Genomic DNA, 14,636 nt, shown 5'->3' on the forward strand with positions numbered 1-14,636 from the left:
CTAGCACGTAATAGAGATTTAGTATACTCCGCATGCCAAAGCATTTACGCTCTTACGCGCTATTATTTCAAAGTCTTTTCATCTTGCCTATGGCTGAGGCAAATGAATGGGACTGGGTACCAAAAGAATCGCTTAGCCCTTCTCAGCAAGCGACGTTAAGTCAATACTGTCGCGGTGCTTACATCGACGGCTGGCAAGCAATAGATGATGAAAACACCCATTTGCTAGCAGACATGATTTATCGCGATGAGCAAGGCACTTTGTATATGGAAGGGGCTGCAACCCTTCGACAGCCTCTCTCGGAACTGAATGCAGATCTAATTGAAGGTGTGCAAAATGAGTATTACCAAGCAACAGGGGATGTTTCCCTTCGAGCTAGCGGTCAGCTGATTCGCAGCGACAGCGCCTATATGAGTACAGCCAAAGGCAATCAAAGTGCTCAGTTTGAAAATGCCAAGTTCCTTGCGCACGACAGCCGCATTCGTGGTGAAGCCAGTGAAATCGCTCGTTCAAAAGACGGTCTCATTTTTATTAAAGAAGGCTTTTACACGACCTGTGAGCCAGGGCAAGACAGCTGGACTCTTTACGGTTCCAGCATTGAATTGAACCCTGATAGTGGCTTTGGTACTGCCAAGCATGTGCAGATTCGTGTTCGTGATATCCCGGTATTTTATTTCCCGTGGTTGCGTTTCCCGCTAGACGATCGTCGTCAATCCGGTTTCTTATTTCCAAGTTTTGGCTTTAGCGGCAAAAGCATAACCCTCTCAACGCCTTACTACCTGAACCTAGCTCCAGATTACGATGCTACCGTGACCCCAAATTTGGTCATCCCTGTCGCTGGATCGGATGAGGCAGATAAAGATCAGTACGGCCAAGGCCTAGATATCGAAATTCGACACCTAAGCCAATATGGTACAACTGTCTTCGAACAATCAACGTTCTACGATGAAAATGGCGATGAAGGCACCTTACGGGCATTACGCAGCAACCAGCAGCTGACTGAGAATCTAAATGTTGGCGTTAACCTTGAAGATAACCCTACGGAAAACCGTGAGCCAGAAGTTAACAATACCTCGATTCAAGAAAAAGATAACTACGAGCGCAGCACCTATGCTCGCTACGATTTGGGGAACTTTAGTTCCAACGTACAAGTTCGACGCTATCAAACCCCTGACCCAACCGTTGATCAACCTTTAGAATGGATGCCTCGGGTAAGTGCTTCCTATCGTTATGCGGATACGCGTTATAGCTATCAACCTGATGTAGAATTCACTGACTTCTACGAGCCAGATGAAACCGGTGAAGATGGACAGCGTTTGGCCCTGAACCAAGACTTTAACGTGCAATTCGGTAATGCTTGGGGTGACATCACTGCAGGTATGCTGCATCAATACCGCAACTATTCACTGCACGACTACGATAGTCGTCAAGACAGTGATGCCGAAGTAAATCATCTAACCTATTACCTAGATACCAGTGTGGTATTTGATCGTTCGTTGGAAAATCAGTGGCGTCAAACATTGGAGCCAAGGGTGCAATACCTTAATGCGCCTTATCAAGATCAGTCAGACATCCCTGACTTCGATGCAAATGAGATGGACATGACCTACGCTCAAGCTTTTTCTCATCGTCGCTTCAGTGGTAACGACCGCATCGGTGATACCGAGCAAATTGCACTCGGTCTTGAGAGCCGCTTCTACGATAGCAACAATGTTAATCGCTGGACTCTACAAGGTGGCCAGGTGTTCTACTTGGCAGATCGTAAAGTTGGCCTAGAGGGAGATACTGGCTCAGTTGTGGATGACAGCAGCCACAGCGCCGTACTTTCTAGTGCCACTTACAATGGTGACCGTTTTACGTTAGCCAACCACTTAAACTATGATTTTGATGACAATCGTGTAGATCTTGCGCAAACCGCACTGAAATACAAGCCAGACAGTGGCATTGTTTTCAATCTTAGTTTTTCATATCTATACGATGAAGATGAGACCGACATGACCAAACAGTCTGGTTTCGGTGCCATTATCCCGATTAACGATAATTGGCATTTCTTCCATCAACAATCCTACGACTGGGTCGAGCGAGAACACACCGCTCAAGTAGCAGGATTAGGCTATGAAAACTGCTGTATAAAAACCTCCTTCAGTTATCAACGCTGGCGCGATGATGATGGTATTTTTGACGAAGGAGTATTCATACAATTTATTTTACGCAGTCTCAGCGGCGTAGATCAGACGAATTCTGATCTAACTACCATTGCTGATGACTATTGGAACCAAGGCAAGGTCGGATATTAATGATGTATAAAAAGCTTATTTGTTCACTGTTAGTGACGTCTGCAGCATGGTCTGTAGCACCTGTTTCGGCAGAGCCTGTAAAAATTGACGGTCTAGCGGCAGTAGTTGATTCACGCCCTATTCTAGACAGTGATGTCACCGCCCGCTTCCAAGTGGTAAAAGACCGCGTACCTGGCGGCGTGCTGACTGACAGCGTTCACCGTCAGATTGTAAACCAGTTAGTCGAAGAAGCATTACAAGTGAACTATGCGCGTAAGCAAGGCATTCGTGCTAGCACCCAAGAAGTAGATAAAGCAATCTTGACGGTTGCCGGCAACTTCAATACTGACCTAGCTGGATTACGAAGCATCCTAGCAAACCAAGGCGTTGACTATGGTCGTTACCGTCAACAAATTGAGAACGAGCTGCTTATCAGCAAAGCTCGTCAGCAGGTTGTACAGTCGCGTATTACAGTCACTGAGCAAGAAATCGATGACTTCTTACAGAATCAACAAAGTAGTGGTCAAAACCAAGCTGAATTCCGCTTACGTCACATTGTGATTAGAGCCAGCGATGTCGCACAAGCTCGTACTAAGATCGAAGACATTGCGAGCAAAATCTACACTGAAAAAGACTTTATCGATCAAGCGATTGCTCAGTCAGAAGGTCAGTTCGCGATCCAAGGTGGTGATTTAGGGTGGCGTAAAGCAAATGAGCTACCACGACTATTCACTCAAGCGATCAATAAACAAACTCAGGATGGCCTAGTAGGACCGCTACAAAGTAATGCTGGCTTCCACCTACTTTGGGTAGTTGATAAACGCTCACAAGACGTGGCATACCAGCAAGAAACCAAGGTTAGCCATTTGCTACTGCGTCCAAATGAAATCCGCGATGATGAGCAAACTCGTGCTTTAGCTGAGCAGCTTTATCAACGCCTTGAGCAAGGTGCTGACTTTGCTGACATTGCAAAACAATACAGCGAAGATCAAGGCTCTACCTTGCAAGGTGGTGACCTTGGCTGGGTCACACCAGGAACCATGGTGCCTGAGTTTGAGGACATGATGAATAAAACGGAAGTTGGCGATATTAGCGCACCTTTCCGCTCTCAGTTCGGCTGGCATATTCTAGAAGTGGATGGCCGTCGTCAAAACGACATCAGTGATAAAGTGAAACGTCGTAATGCTGAGCGTGCCATCATGGCGCAAAAACAAGATTTCGTCTTGGACACATGGTTATCTGAACTACGTGCCGATGCCTTCATCGACCGTAAAGACGACTAAATTTAGGAGTATTACGTGAGCCCTCGCATTGCCATCACATCTGGCGAACCGGCTGGTATTGGCCCAGATATTATTCTGAGCGCGTTGCAAGACAACTTTGCTGCGCAATTGGTCGTCGTCGGAGATCCAGAGCTCTTTCGGCAACGAGCACAACAGCTTGGCTTAGAGTTGGAGATTAAAGTTTGCAGCGATCTCACTCAGATCACTGATCATCAAGCTGGGCAAGTGCAAATTCTGCCAACCTTGCTGGGCTCAAACGTGGAATGCGGCAAGCTCGATGTAGCAAACGCTCCTTATGTACTAGAGACGTTACGAATCACTGGTCAAGGTTGCCTAGATGGCGACTTTGATGCAGTGGTAACACCGCCTGTACACAAAGGTGTGTTGTGCGAAACAGGAGTACACTTTTCGGGACACACCGAGTTTTTCCAAGACCTTTGTGACAGCCCGCAAGTCGTAATGATGCTTGCCAGTCAAGCTATGCGTGTTGCATTGGTGACGACTCACCTTCCCCTAAAAGACATTCCAGCAGCCATCACGCCTGATACTATTAGAACCGTTACACGTGCTTTGCATCAGGATTTAAAAACACGTTTCGGCTGCGACCAACCACGTATCTTGGTATGTGGTTTAAACCCTCATGCTGGTGAAGACGGCCACCTTGGCCGTGAAGAGATAGAGATCATCACTCCAACGCTCAACGAGCTACGCGAAGAGGGAATGAATTTGATCGGCCCACTGCCTGCTGACACCTTGTTCCAGAACAAGTACCTTGAACAAGCAGACTGTGTGCTGGCCATGTATCACGATCAAGGCTTACCTGTGTTAAAGTACTCAGGATTTGGCAATGCGGTGAACATCACCCTTGGCCTACCGATTATCCGAACTTCCGTTGATCACGGAACGGCTCTCGATCTTGCGGGAACCGGACAAGCAAGTGATGGCAGCTTGAAGGTTGCCATTGAAAACGCCATTACCATGGCAACTAACGCCCAAAAAAGACATTAAATGAGTAAATCACATCCCCATAAAGCCCGTAAGCGCTTTGGCCAAAACTTCCTTCATGATGTCGGCATTATCCGCCGTATCGTCGCTTGTATTGCACCTAAAGAGGGCCAGCGCGTTGTTGAAATCGGCCCAGGTAAAGGTGCACTGACGGAAGGTATCATCAGTGCTACGAAACGCATGGATGTGGTGGAACTAGACCGCGATTTGATCCCTATTTTGCGCGTCAATTTATTCCGTTACCCAGACCTAAATGTGCATGAAGCCGATGCCATGAAATTCGACTTTTCCAGTCTGGCGCAGGACGGCAACATTCGCGTAGTGGGTAACCTACCGTACAACATTTCAACGCCACTGATCTTCCACTTACTCAGTTTTGCCGAGCAAATCGATGACATGCATTTTATGTTGCAAAAAGAAGTGGTCGACCGCCTTGCGGCACGCCCAGGTGACAACCTATACGGTCGTTTAAGTGTGATGGCGCAGTACTATTGTCGCGTAGAGTCTCTGTTTATTGTTGGACCTGAGTCTTTTGACCCGCCACCAAAAGTAGATTCGGCAATCGTTCGTATGGTGCCTCATAAAACGCTACCTTGTGTCGCTCAAGACCTAAAAATGCTTGAAGACATGGTACGAATTGGCTTCCAACAGCGCCGTAAAACGCTTCGCAACAACTACAAAGGGGTCCTCAATGACGAGGAGTTTGCAGCCTTAGACATCGATCCAAGCTTACGCCCAGAACGTTTGGATGTAGACGACTTCGTCCGTATTGCCAACCTTGTGAGCAAAAGAGGCTAATCATGCTGCCTGAGCAAGACATTATCGTCACAGTCCGTACGGAATACTTATCAGAGCAATCCGTGCCTGAAGATGACCGCTATGTATTTGCCTACCACATTACCATGACCAACTGTGGTACTGAGAGCGCTAAACTTTTATCACGCCATTGGATTATCACCAATGGTGATGAGAAGGTTCAAGAGGTCAAAGGTGCCGGCGTAATCGGTGAATACCCTCTGTTAGCGCCTGGCGAATCCTATGATTACACGAGTGGCACAGTTATTGATACGGTAGTAGGTGTAATGCATGGTAGCTACCGTTTTCAAAGTGAGGACGGTAGCGAATTTGATGCACCGATCCCACCGTTCACGTTAGCGGTACCCAATAAAGTTCACTAAGGCGAAATATGGCAACTTACGTCATCGGAGACTTGCAGGGTTGTTTTACTCCCCTCCTGAAACTCCTTGAACAAATCCAGTATGACGATCAGAACGATACTCTTTGGTTTGCAGGCGACTTAATAAATCGCGGCAAAGAGTGTCTACAAACGTTGCGCTTTGTTAGCTCTCTAGGGGAGAAAAGCAAAGTTGTGCTGGGTAATCACGATCTACATTTGTTAGCCGTTGCCCATGGTTTTGCTACGTTAAAGCGTGGTGATACCTTAATGAACATCCTGCAAGCCAGCGATCGTGACGAACTGATGACGTGGCTAAGGCAGCAGCCTCTGGCTCACTATGATCCTGATTTTAATGTGCTGATGACCCATGCTGGGGTTCCGCCATGCTGGGATATAGAAGACGTTCTTCGCTACAGCCATGAGGTTGAAACCGTATTGCGTTCAGAGCAACTGGAGGAATTTCTTCAGGTCATGTATGGTAATAAACCGGATACATGGTCAGAGTCACTTAACGGTATGGATCGCTTAAGAGCCATCACCAACTACCTGACCCGTATGCGTTTTTGTCGTGCTGACAGCAAGCTAGATCTAAAATCCAAAGAAGGGCCGGAGAGCGCCCGTCAAGGGTACCAGCCCTGGTTCACCTTCCCTAACCGACTACCACAAGACACACGTGTCGTATTCGGTCACTGGGCAGCATTAGAAGGCATAACTCAAACGCCTAATGTCCATGCATTGGATACTGGTTGCGTTTGGGGTGGAGCCCTGACAGCTTTACGACTGGATGATAACCAGCGTTTCAGCACTCCTTGTAACATTAATTGAGAGAACCATGAGCACCTATTCTTGTATCGATATCAATGATGCCCTTCCCCTACTAGAAAACAATGCCATCGTCGTCGACATCCGCGATGCGGTGAGTTTTCAAACCAGCCATATGAACACTGCTATCAACCTGAACAACGATAACGTTCAAGCGTTTATTGAAGAAAGCAATAAAAGCCAAGCTGTGATTGTCTGCTGCTACCATGGCAACAGTAGCAAAGGCGCAGCGGAATTCTTAGCCAGCCAAGGCTTCGAAGAAGTTTACTCATTAAATGGCGGCTTTAGCCAATGGAGCGCCATGTTCCCTGAGCAGTGCGAGCAAGGTTAATGCTGCCAAAAGCAACGGTCTACCTCGTTGGTGGCGCAGTTCGAGACGAGTTACTTGGCCTACCAGTGAAAGACAAAGACTGGGTTGTGACGGGCACCACCCCAGACCATATGTTGCAGCAAGGTTTCCAACAAGTTGGTAAGCAGTTTCCAGTCTTTCTTCACCCTAAAACCAAAGAAGAATACGCTCTGGCTCGCAAAGAGCGTAAGCAAGGTATTGGCTACACAGGTTTTGTGTGCGACTTTGCCCCTGATATTCGCCTAGAAGAAGACCTCGAGCGCCGGGATCTAACCATCAACGCCATTGCCAAAACAGATGATGGTGTCTTAATTGATCCTTTTCATGGCCGACAAGATCTTGAAAAACGGGTGCTACGTCATGTATCGGATGCCTTCATTGAAGACCCGCTTCGAGTACTGCGCGTGGCACGATTTATGGCGCGCTTCGCGAGTTTTGGCTTTCACATTGCACCGGAAACAAAAGCTCTGATGGCAGCCATCGCAGAATCAGGTGAGCTCAACAGTTTGACACCTGAGCGTGTTTGGCGTGAAACCGAAAATGCCCTACAAAGCGACCATGCCCAAGTATATTTTGACGTTTTGCAAGAAGTCGGTGCACTTGAGCACCTGTTCCCTAAACTGGCATACCATACAAAGCAACTTGCAAAACAATGGGACAAGCATGCTCGCTGGAGCTTAATCACCGCTGAGACACCTGTCGCAGCGCTGACCGAGCTTAACGCCTATTTACGAGCACCTAACCAATTCAGCTGGTTCAGCGAACAAAGCCGATTGTTTATTGAAACCAATACATTGCCATTGGATAGCGTGACTTGGGAAGCTTGGTTAAGCAGTGTTGCAGCGATCAAGAAGCCCCAGCCATTTGAAAAACTCATCAGCATTTTGGCCCATTTGACCGAAACGGAAGCAAAACATTGGCTAGCCCTTCGCGCCAGCATCGCGAAAGTTAATGCACAAACTTTAATGAAGCAGGGATTTTCTGGGGCAGAATTGGGACAAGCATTAAAACAAGCACGGATTGAAGCCATTGCAAAGCTTAACAATCCGCTCCTGTTAAAAGTCTAACTAGGCGCTACGGCGAATCTTTACACCAACGGCGCGGGCAGCAGGCACCGCGCCAGGTTTGCGCAATGTCATAGTGATTGAGGTAAGACCGAATCGATCAATCAGGAGCGCACACAAGCGTTCAGCTAACGTTTCAATCAACTCAAATTGGTGCTCTTTACAAAAGCCAGTGATGGCATTTGAAATCGCTTCATAATCCAATGTCTTGTTAATATCGTCATTGGCGGCGGGCACACGATTGTCGTGCTCCATCTCCACGTCAAATACCAAATCTTGCCAGATTACCTTTTCCCAATCGTACACACCGATAACCGCCTTGGTGTGTAGACCTTCAATAAATACAATGTCTTGCATGATTAAACTTCCTCAGTAATATCAGGCAAATCTGACAATGGCCAGCGAGCGCGAATCGATAAATTCAATGGGGAGCTCTGCCCTGCCAATAATCGCTGAGCGCCGGCATAAGCAATCATGGCACCGTTATCAGTACAAAACTCAGGACGGGCATAAAAAACACTTGAGTTAATTTTCGCCAATTGAGTTTCCAACTGACTTTGTAATCGCTTATTCGCGCTTACGCCACCAGCAATAATCAGTTGCGTCAGACCTTCTTGCTCAAGTGCTCGACGACACTTAATCACTAAGGTATCAACGATGGCTTGCTCAAATGCCAAAGCGATGTCTGCTTGGAATTGATCATTGAAACCATCACGATCCAAAGCATCGTGCACAGCGGTTAGAAAGGCTGTTTTTAAGCCACTAAAGCTAAAATCCAAACCTGGACGGTCTGTCATCGGGCGCGGAAACTTAATCCCTGCATCCGGATTACCAGTCTGAGCCAGCTTCGCAATGTAAGGGCCGCCCGGATAGGGCAAGCCAATCATCTTCGCGGCTTTATCGAATGCTTCACCAGCCGCATCGTCTAAAGACTGACCTAAGAGCTTGTATTGGCCAATCGAATCAACGCGCACTAATTGCGTATGACCACCCGACACCAACAAGGCAATAAATGGCATTTTAGGCTGTTTTTCTTCCAGCATCGGCGCCAGCAAGTGGCCTTCCATGTGGTGAACACCTAGAGCCGGAATGCCTAAGGAATATGCCATAGAACGACCGATAGTCGCCCCCGCCATCAGCGCCCCTACCAAGCCAGGACCAGAGGTGTAAGCCACTGCGTCCAGATCAGACTTTTTCAGGTTAGCGTCCGCCAACACTTCATCGATCAAAGGTAAGGTTTTGCGCACGTGATCACGTGAAGCTAATTCCGGCACGACACCGCCGTACTCCGCATGCTGTGCAATTTGAGTGTAGATCTTATGGGTCAGAAGACCTTTATCAGTATCGTAAATGGCGATACCGGTCTCGTCACAAGACGTCTCTAAGCCTAAAACTTTCATGGTATTCCTACGCTGTTCGCTAATGCAGTCATTGTACCTCAAACTGCGTAGACAACGTAGAGAGTATTGCTGTAGATAACAAAGCAAGTAAGGAAAGCATTAGACAATGGCAGGGCAATTACTGTACAATGCCGCCCGATTTGATCGTTTAATTAAAAGGCAGGTGATTTTTTCCCGTCCCTCTCCCTATTAAGACTCTATAATCAGAGCTAGGGATCACTAAGTTTAGGGGCACCCAAAGAAAATTTTTGTACAACATTTGGGTACACACACTGTGAAAGCCGCACATTACGGCTCGTACCATTTTATTTTATGTTGAAAAATCGGTATGATTCGCGCCGTTTTGTGTATACAAACGACTAAATTTTTTATAGGTAAATAGATATGCCAGCAGTTAAAGTTAAAGATAACGAACCATTTGACATTGCACTACGTCGCTTCAAGCGTTCTTGCGAAAAAGCAGGTATCCTAGCTGAAGTTCGTCGCCGTGAGTGCTACGAAAAACCAACTACTCTACGTAAGCGCGCAGCAGCTGCAGCTGTTAAGCGTCACGCTAAGAAAGTATCTCGCGAACAGAAGAAATTCCAACGCCTGTACTAAGCAATTGTTCATTGCTTAATTTTAAGCAATACCGATTGCAGTAGAGTTGAAAAGCTTTACGATAAGAAATCGGCTAGTTCTATAACTAGCCGATTTTTTTTGTTTCAATAACACGATTGCCCATTCCTGAGGAAGACAACCATGTCAGAATTGAAAAAATTGATCTCCGATACTCTTAAAACATCTATGCGTGCCAAAGAAAAAGAGCGCGTTACCATCATTCGTTCTATCCAAGCTGAAATCAAACGTGTAGAAGTTGATGAACGTATCGAAGTGGAAGATGATCGCGTATTGGCAATTCTGGATAAGATGGTTAAACAGCGTAAAGACTCTTTCCAACAGTTCACTGACGGTGGCCGTGAAGATCTAGCGGAAATCGAAAAGAAAGAGATGGACGTTATTGCAGAATTCTTACCGCAACAACTTACCGAGGAAGAAGTAACCGACATCGTCAAAGCAGCCATTGCTGAAACAGGCGCCACCAGCATGCAGCAAATGGGAGCTGTAATGGCAATTGTTAAACCACAGGTTCAAGGCCGTGGTGACATGTCAGTTGTTAGCAAACAAGTTAAAGCGCTACTAGGTTAATACCAAGACCATGGCGGGACGCATACCGGATCAATTCATTGATGAGCTATTGGCTCGCACCGACATCACAGATGTGGTTGCGTCTCGTATCACCTTAAAAAAGACCGGCCAAAACTACTCCGCTCTTTGTCCGTTTCATAACGAAAAATCCCCTTCTTTTAGCCTTAATCCAAATAAGCAGTTTTACTACTGCTTTGGTTGTGGTGCGGGTGGCAATGCCATCTCCTTTGTCATGGAGCACGACCATCTAGATTTCGTTGAAGCGATTGAAGTACTGGCCAAAGACGCGGGTATGGAAGTACCACGTGAACAAGGCGTTCCAGACCGTTATGAGCAAAACAGTGAATTACTCAAGCGTTTAAGTGAGTGCGCGACCTACTTCCAAGAGCAACTCACCCAAAGCCCACACAAAGACAAAGCACGCCATTACCTAGCCAATGAACGCGGCTTAACAGGGCAAATTGCTAAAGTTTACGGCCTTGGTTTTGCGCCACCAGGCTGGGACAATTTACTGAAAAAGCTGGGCACACGTGCCGAGCAACAAGAGCAGCTACTGCAAGGCGGTATGCTGATCGAAAAGAAAGAACAGGCAGGACATTACTACGATCGTTTTCGTGATCGCATCATGTTCCCGATTCGGGACACTCGCGGTCGCGTCATCGCCTTTGGTGGGCGAGCTTTTGGTGATGAGAAGCCAAAGTATTTAAACTCACCAGAAACCCCTGTTTTCCATAAAAACCTTGAGCTCTATGGTCTTTATGAAGCCAAGCAAAATACCACAACGCTAGACCATATCATCGTTGTGGAAGGCTACATGGATGTTATCGTACTGGCACAGTACGGTATCACCAATGCCGTGGCGACTCTTGGCACTTCGGTAAACAGCCAACACTTCAAAAAACTGTTCAAACTGGTCGATAAAGTCACACTCTGTTTTGATGGCGACAAAGCCGGTCGCGCGGCCGCCATCCGCGGATTAGAAGCGACGCTTCCAGTTATCCAGAATGGTAAGCAGGTGCGCTTCTTATTCTTACCGGAAGGAGAAGACCCAGACTCACTGGTTCGTAAAGAAGGCGCCGAAGGCTTCCAGAATCTATTAGAAGATTCCTCTTCCCTAGCGCACGTGTTGTTTGAGCACGCACGTTCTTTGGTGACTTTGGCCGATGAAGAAGGCGAAGCACAGTTTACCCAGAATGCAATGTCACTTATTCAAAGCATTCCAGCGGAAGCAACCTTACGTTCATTATTAATCAAGCAGTTATCAGAGCAGTCAGGTCTGAGCTCAGACACATTAGCTGCAGCGGCCCCAGCAACAAAACAATACGACCATTCACAGCCAAGCCAATACGCCCCGCAAGCCTCTGACAACAATCATTACGATGATTATGGCTATGATCAAATGGACGATGGCTATGCACCACATGGCTACGATGATGCGGGCTACCAGCCCTACCCTGACGATGGTCAAATGGTGCCTACTCAAACAGCACAGACCAAAAAGCCAGGCTTTAACAACAAAGGCTTTAAGGGCAAGAAGGGACAAGGCCAATGGAAAGGAAAGGGTAAGTGGCAAGACCAAGAAACCTTTGCCCCACTCTCTATGCAGCCTAAATTAGGACGGATTGCTCATGCCACTTTATGTCTACTGATGCATCCAGCCATTGCTCAAGAAGTGGATGTCCCAGACCCACTGTTGTCAGGTGAAACACCTGATCGCCAAGCTTTTAGTCGTGTTTGGCGTTATTTCTCTAAGCACCCAAGTCACAATACTGGCCACTTCCTTGTTCAAGAGAAAAATCAGGCCTTACTTGATACTGTCTACGCCCTATTAAATCATCCTGACGCCACGACGAAACAAAAAATCGTCAACGCAAAACAGGAAGTTGAGGACTGGATTACACTGCAATCTGAAGCCTTAGGATTAAATTCTAGTATCCAACGGTTGAAAAGCCGTGGTAATGACGCCATAAACAATCCTGAAACACAGCAAGAACTCCGTGCTTTAATGGAACAGTTGCGCAGAAAGAAATCAAAATGATTGACTAATTATTGCCCAATTGTCGAGAGAATATCTGGATAAAATCCAAGTTTTTTGTTATAATACGCGGCTTGCTAATCTCCCAAACGAATTTCTAAACGATAGGTTGTCGAATGCCAGACACTCAACAGTCACGTCTTAAAGAGCTGATCGCCAAAGGTAAAGAACAAGGTTATTTAACTTTTGCCGAAGTTAATGACCACCTACCTGATGACCTTTCTGACCCAGAGCAGGTTGAAGAAATCATTGCCATGATTAATGACATGGGCATCGTGGTTTCTGAATACGCGCCTGATAAAGAAAGCCTTCTGATGGAAGAAGGTGATTCAACAGATGATGATGCTGCAGAAGAAGCAGCCGCGGCACTAGCCGCAGTAGAAGGTGATGTGACCCGCACCACCGACCCTGTACGAATGTACATGCGTGAAATGGGTACCGTTGAACTGCTTACTCGCGCTGGAGAGATCGCTATCGCGAAGCGTATCGAAGAAGGTACTCGTGAAGTGATGGCGGCATTGTCGTACTTCCCTGGTGCGGTAGATTTACTACTCGACACTTACGACAGAACACTGGAAGAAGAAGGTCGCTTGAGCGATATCTTCAGTGGCTTTATCGATGGCGATGGTGAAGAGCCAGTTTTCGAAGAGCTTGAAGAAAGCGTTGAAGAAGAAGTCGAAGAAGACAGCGATGACGACTCTGACGGCGATGACGACAGCGATGACGATGAAAGCGAAACAGAAAGCGGTCCAGATCCAGAGGAAACTGCATTACGTTTTGGTGAAATCCGTCGTGTGTACAAAGAACTTCTAGTTCTGCTTGAGCAACATGAGCGCGGTACGCCAGAAGTGGCGGCTAAGCAAGAAGAGCTAAGCATCATGTTTGCACCGATCAAGCTAGCACCAAAACTGTTTGATGATCTAATCGATCGTATCCGTTCTCGCATGGACAAACTGCGTGAGCAAGAGCGTTTGATCATGCAACTTTGTGTGCGCAAAGCAATGATGCCTCGTACAGAATTCTTGAAGCGTTTCCCTAACAATGAAACGAACCCTAACTGGATTCAAGAGTGCATTGATTCAGGTGCATCATACGCTGATGGCCTTCGTGAAAACGAAGCAGAATTTATGCGTTGCCAGCGTAAACTACGCGGCATCGAAAAAGACACTGGCTTATCAGTGGCTGAATTGAAAGAAATCAACCGTCGTATTTCTATCGGTGAGACACGTGCTCGTCGTGCTAAGAAAGAAATGGTTGAAGCAAACTTACGTCTGGTTATCTCGATCGCTAAGAAATACACCAACCGTGGTCTACAGTTCTTGGACTTGATCCAAGAAGGTAACATCGGTCTGATGAAAGCAGTAGATAAGTTCGAATACCGTCGTGGTTACAAGTTCTCGACCTACGCAACTTGGTGGATCCGTCAGGCCATCACGCGTTCGATTGCTGACCAAGCACGTACCATTCGTATTCCTGTGCATATGATTGAAACGATCAACAAGTTGAACCGTATCTCTCGTCAAATGCTTCAGGAAATGGGCCGTGAAGCGACGCCAGAAGAGTTGGCTGTGCGTATGGACATGCCAGAAGACAAGATCCGTAAAGTACTGAAGATCGCTAAAGAGCCGATCTCTATGGAAACACCAATCGGCGATGATGAAGATTCGCACCTAGGTGATTTCATCGAGGACGATGGCGCAGTATCACCAAGTGACACCGCAACTATCGAAGGTCTAAAAGAATCAACGACTATGGTTCTTGCAGGTCTAACCGCTCGTGAAGCAAAAGTACTGCGCATGCGTTTCGGTATCGACATGAACACTGACCACACTCTTGAAGAAGTGGGTAAGCAGTTCGACGTAACTCGTGAGCGTATTCGTCAGATCGAGGCTAAGGCTCTGCGCAAACTGCGCCACCCAAGCCGCTCTGAGCATCTACGTAGCTTCCTAGACGAGTAATTTTTTACTCTCGCAAAAGCATATTAAAAGCCCCAATCGTTATTGCGATTGGGGCTTTTTTATTGGCCATCACTTTGTA

Annotated in this window: 14 protein-coding genes; 12 read left to right on the plus strand and 2 right to left on the minus strand. The window is 46.9% G+C overall.

The genetic code is table 11. The features are described 5' to 3' along the window. Window positions 1–32: 32 nt before the first annotated feature. Genes C8D85_RS12895 through C8D85_RS18210 form a run of 8 tightly spaced genes read left to right on the plus strand, consistent with a single transcriptional unit; the run spans window position 33 to window position 7,979 of the window. Window positions 33–2,297, plus strand: coding sequence for an LPS-assembly protein LptD (locus tag C8D85_RS12895; protein ID WP_133563368.1), 2,265 nt, complete (start codon window positions 33–35; stop codon window positions 2,295–2,297). After that, window positions 2,297–3,559, plus strand: coding sequence for a peptidylprolyl isomerase (locus tag C8D85_RS12900; protein WP_244937014.1), 1,263 nt, complete (start codon window positions 2,297–2,299; stop codon window positions 3,557–3,559). The genes C8D85_RS12895 and C8D85_RS12900 overlap by 1 nt, the downstream gene beginning before the upstream one ends. 15 nt (window positions 3,560–3,574) lie before the next feature. After that, window positions 3,575–4,567, plus strand: a complete 993-nt coding sequence (gene pdxA / locus C8D85_RS12905; RefSeq protein ID WP_133563370.1) for a 4-hydroxythreonine-4-phosphate dehydrogenase PdxA — start codon at window positions 3,575–3,577, stop codon at window positions 4,565–4,567. Further along, window positions 4,568–5,362: a 16S rRNA (adenine(1518)-N(6)/adenine(1519)-N(6))-dimethyltransferase RsmA gene (gene rsmA, locus C8D85_RS12910; protein ID WP_133563372.1), complete on the plus strand. Its 795-nt coding sequence runs from the start codon at window positions 4,568–4,570 to the stop codon at window positions 5,360–5,362. A gap of 2 nt (window positions 5,363–5,364) precedes the next feature. Next, entirely contained in the window at window positions 5,365–5,742 is a 378-nt protein-coding gene (gene apaG, locus C8D85_RS12915; RefSeq protein ID WP_133563374.1) for a Co2+/Mg2+ efflux protein ApaG, read from the plus strand. Between the two features lie 8 nt (window positions 5,743–5,750). After that, window positions 5,751–6,566 carry a symmetrical bis(5'-nucleosyl)-tetraphosphatase gene (locus tag C8D85_RS12920; protein WP_133563376.1) on the plus strand — a complete coding sequence of 272 codons (816 nt, stop codon included), beginning with the start codon at window positions 5,751–5,753 and terminating at the stop codon, window positions 6,564–6,566. 7 nt (window positions 6,567–6,573) lie between these two features. Continuing rightward, window positions 6,574–6,894: a thiosulfate sulfurtransferase GlpE gene (gene glpE, locus C8D85_RS12925; RefSeq protein WP_133563378.1), complete on the plus strand. Its 321-nt coding sequence runs from the start codon at window positions 6,574–6,576 to the stop codon at window positions 6,892–6,894. Continuing rightward, window positions 6,894–7,979, plus strand: a complete 1,086-nt coding sequence (locus C8D85_RS18210) for a tRNA nucleotidyltransferase/poly(A) polymerase-related protein (RefSeq protein WP_133563380.1) — start codon at window positions 6,894–6,896, stop codon at window positions 7,977–7,979. The genes glpE and C8D85_RS18210 overlap by 1 nt, the downstream gene beginning before the upstream one ends. Here the strand turns inward: C8D85_RS18210 and folB are convergent, their stop codons facing one another. Together folB and tsaD are read right to left on the minus strand one after the other, a co-directional pair. Further along, window positions 7,980–8,333 (minus strand): dihydroneopterin aldolase, encoded by a 354-nt coding sequence (gene folB / locus C8D85_RS12935; RefSeq protein WP_133563382.1) that lies wholly within the window; start codon window positions 8,331–8,333, stop codon window positions 7,980–7,982. Window positions 8,334–8,335: 2 nt separating this feature from the next. After that, window positions 8,336–9,376, minus strand: a complete 1,041-nt coding sequence (gene tsaD, locus C8D85_RS12940) for a tRNA (adenosine(37)-N6)-threonylcarbamoyltransferase complex transferase subunit TsaD (RefSeq protein WP_133563384.1) — start codon at window positions 9,374–9,376, stop codon at window positions 8,336–8,338. 384 nt (window positions 9,377–9,760) lie between these two features. Here tsaD and rpsU point away from each other — a divergent pair, with 384 nt between their 5' ends. The 4 genes from rpsU to rpoD all read left to right on the plus strand — a co-directional run bounded on the left by rpsU (window position 9,761) and on the right by rpoD (window position 14,557). Continuing rightward, complete coding sequence (rpsU, locus tag C8D85_RS12945; RefSeq protein ID WP_055463821.1) at window positions 9,761–9,976, plus strand: 30S ribosomal protein S21; 216 nt, start codon at window positions 9,761–9,763, stop codon at window positions 9,974–9,976. Between the two features lie 141 nt (window positions 9,977–10,117). Then, the gene (locus C8D85_RS12950; protein ID WP_133563386.1) at window positions 10,118–10,564 is read left to right on the plus strand and encodes a GatB/YqeY domain-containing protein; all 447 of its coding nucleotides are present in this window, start codon (window positions 10,118–10,120) and stop codon (window positions 10,562–10,564) included. A gap of 10 nt (window positions 10,565–10,574) precedes the next feature. Further along, window positions 10,575–12,602, plus strand: coding sequence for a DNA primase (gene dnaG / locus C8D85_RS12955; protein WP_133563388.1), 2,028 nt, complete (start codon window positions 10,575–10,577; stop codon window positions 12,600–12,602). Window positions 12,603–12,715: 113 nt separating this feature from the next. Further along, window positions 12,716–14,557 carry an RNA polymerase sigma factor RpoD gene (rpoD, locus tag C8D85_RS12960; protein WP_133563390.1) on the plus strand — a complete coding sequence of 614 codons (1,842 nt, stop codon included), beginning with the start codon at window positions 12,716–12,718 and terminating at the stop codon, window positions 14,555–14,557. Window positions 14,558–14,636 lie beyond the last annotated feature (79 nt).

Source organism: Marinomonas communis, from assembly GCF_004363305.1.
GTDB lineage: Bacteria > Pseudomonadota > Gammaproteobacteria > Pseudomonadales > Marinomonadaceae > Marinomonas > Marinomonas communis.

Coding starts and splice junctions, on each gene's coding strand:
- C8D85_RS12950 (WP_133563386.1), top strand. CDS start 10,118: ATGTCAGAATTGAAAAAATTGATCTCCGATACTCTTAAAACATCTATG.
- folB (WP_133563382.1), bottom strand. CDS start 8,333: ATGCAAGACATTGTATTTATTGAAGGTCTACACACCAAGGCGGTTATC.
- dnaG (WP_133563388.1), top strand. CDS start 10,575: ATGGCGGGACGCATACCGGATCAATTCATTGATGAGCTATTGGCTCGC.
- C8D85_RS12900 (WP_244937014.1), top strand. CDS start 2,297: ATGATGTATAAAAAGCTTATTTGTTCACTGTTAGTGACGTCTGCAGCA.
- apaG (WP_133563374.1), top strand. CDS start 5,365: ATGCTGCCTGAGCAAGACATTATCGTCACAGTCCGTACGGAATACTTA.
- glpE (WP_133563378.1), top strand. CDS start 6,574: ATGAGCACCTATTCTTGTATCGATATCAATGATGCCCTTCCCCTACTA.
- tsaD (WP_133563384.1), bottom strand. CDS start 9,376: ATGAAAGTTTTAGGCTTAGAGACGTCTTGTGACGAGACCGGTATCGCC.
- rpsU (WP_055463821.1), top strand. CDS start 9,761: ATGCCAGCAGTTAAAGTTAAAGATAACGAACCATTTGACATTGCACTA.
- C8D85_RS12920 (WP_133563376.1), top strand. CDS start 5,751: ATGGCAACTTACGTCATCGGAGACTTGCAGGGTTGTTTTACTCCCCTC.
- C8D85_RS18210 (WP_133563380.1), top strand. CDS start 6,894: ATGCTGCCAAAAGCAACGGTCTACCTCGTTGGTGGCGCAGTTCGAGAC.
- rpoD (WP_133563390.1), top strand. CDS start 12,716: ATGCCAGACACTCAACAGTCACGTCTTAAAGAGCTGATCGCCAAAGGT.
- rsmA (WP_133563372.1), top strand. CDS start 4,568: ATGAGTAAATCACATCCCCATAAAGCCCGTAAGCGCTTTGGCCAAAAC.
- C8D85_RS12895 (WP_133563368.1), top strand. CDS start 33: ATGCCAAAGCATTTACGCTCTTACGCGCTATTATTTCAAAGTCTTTTC.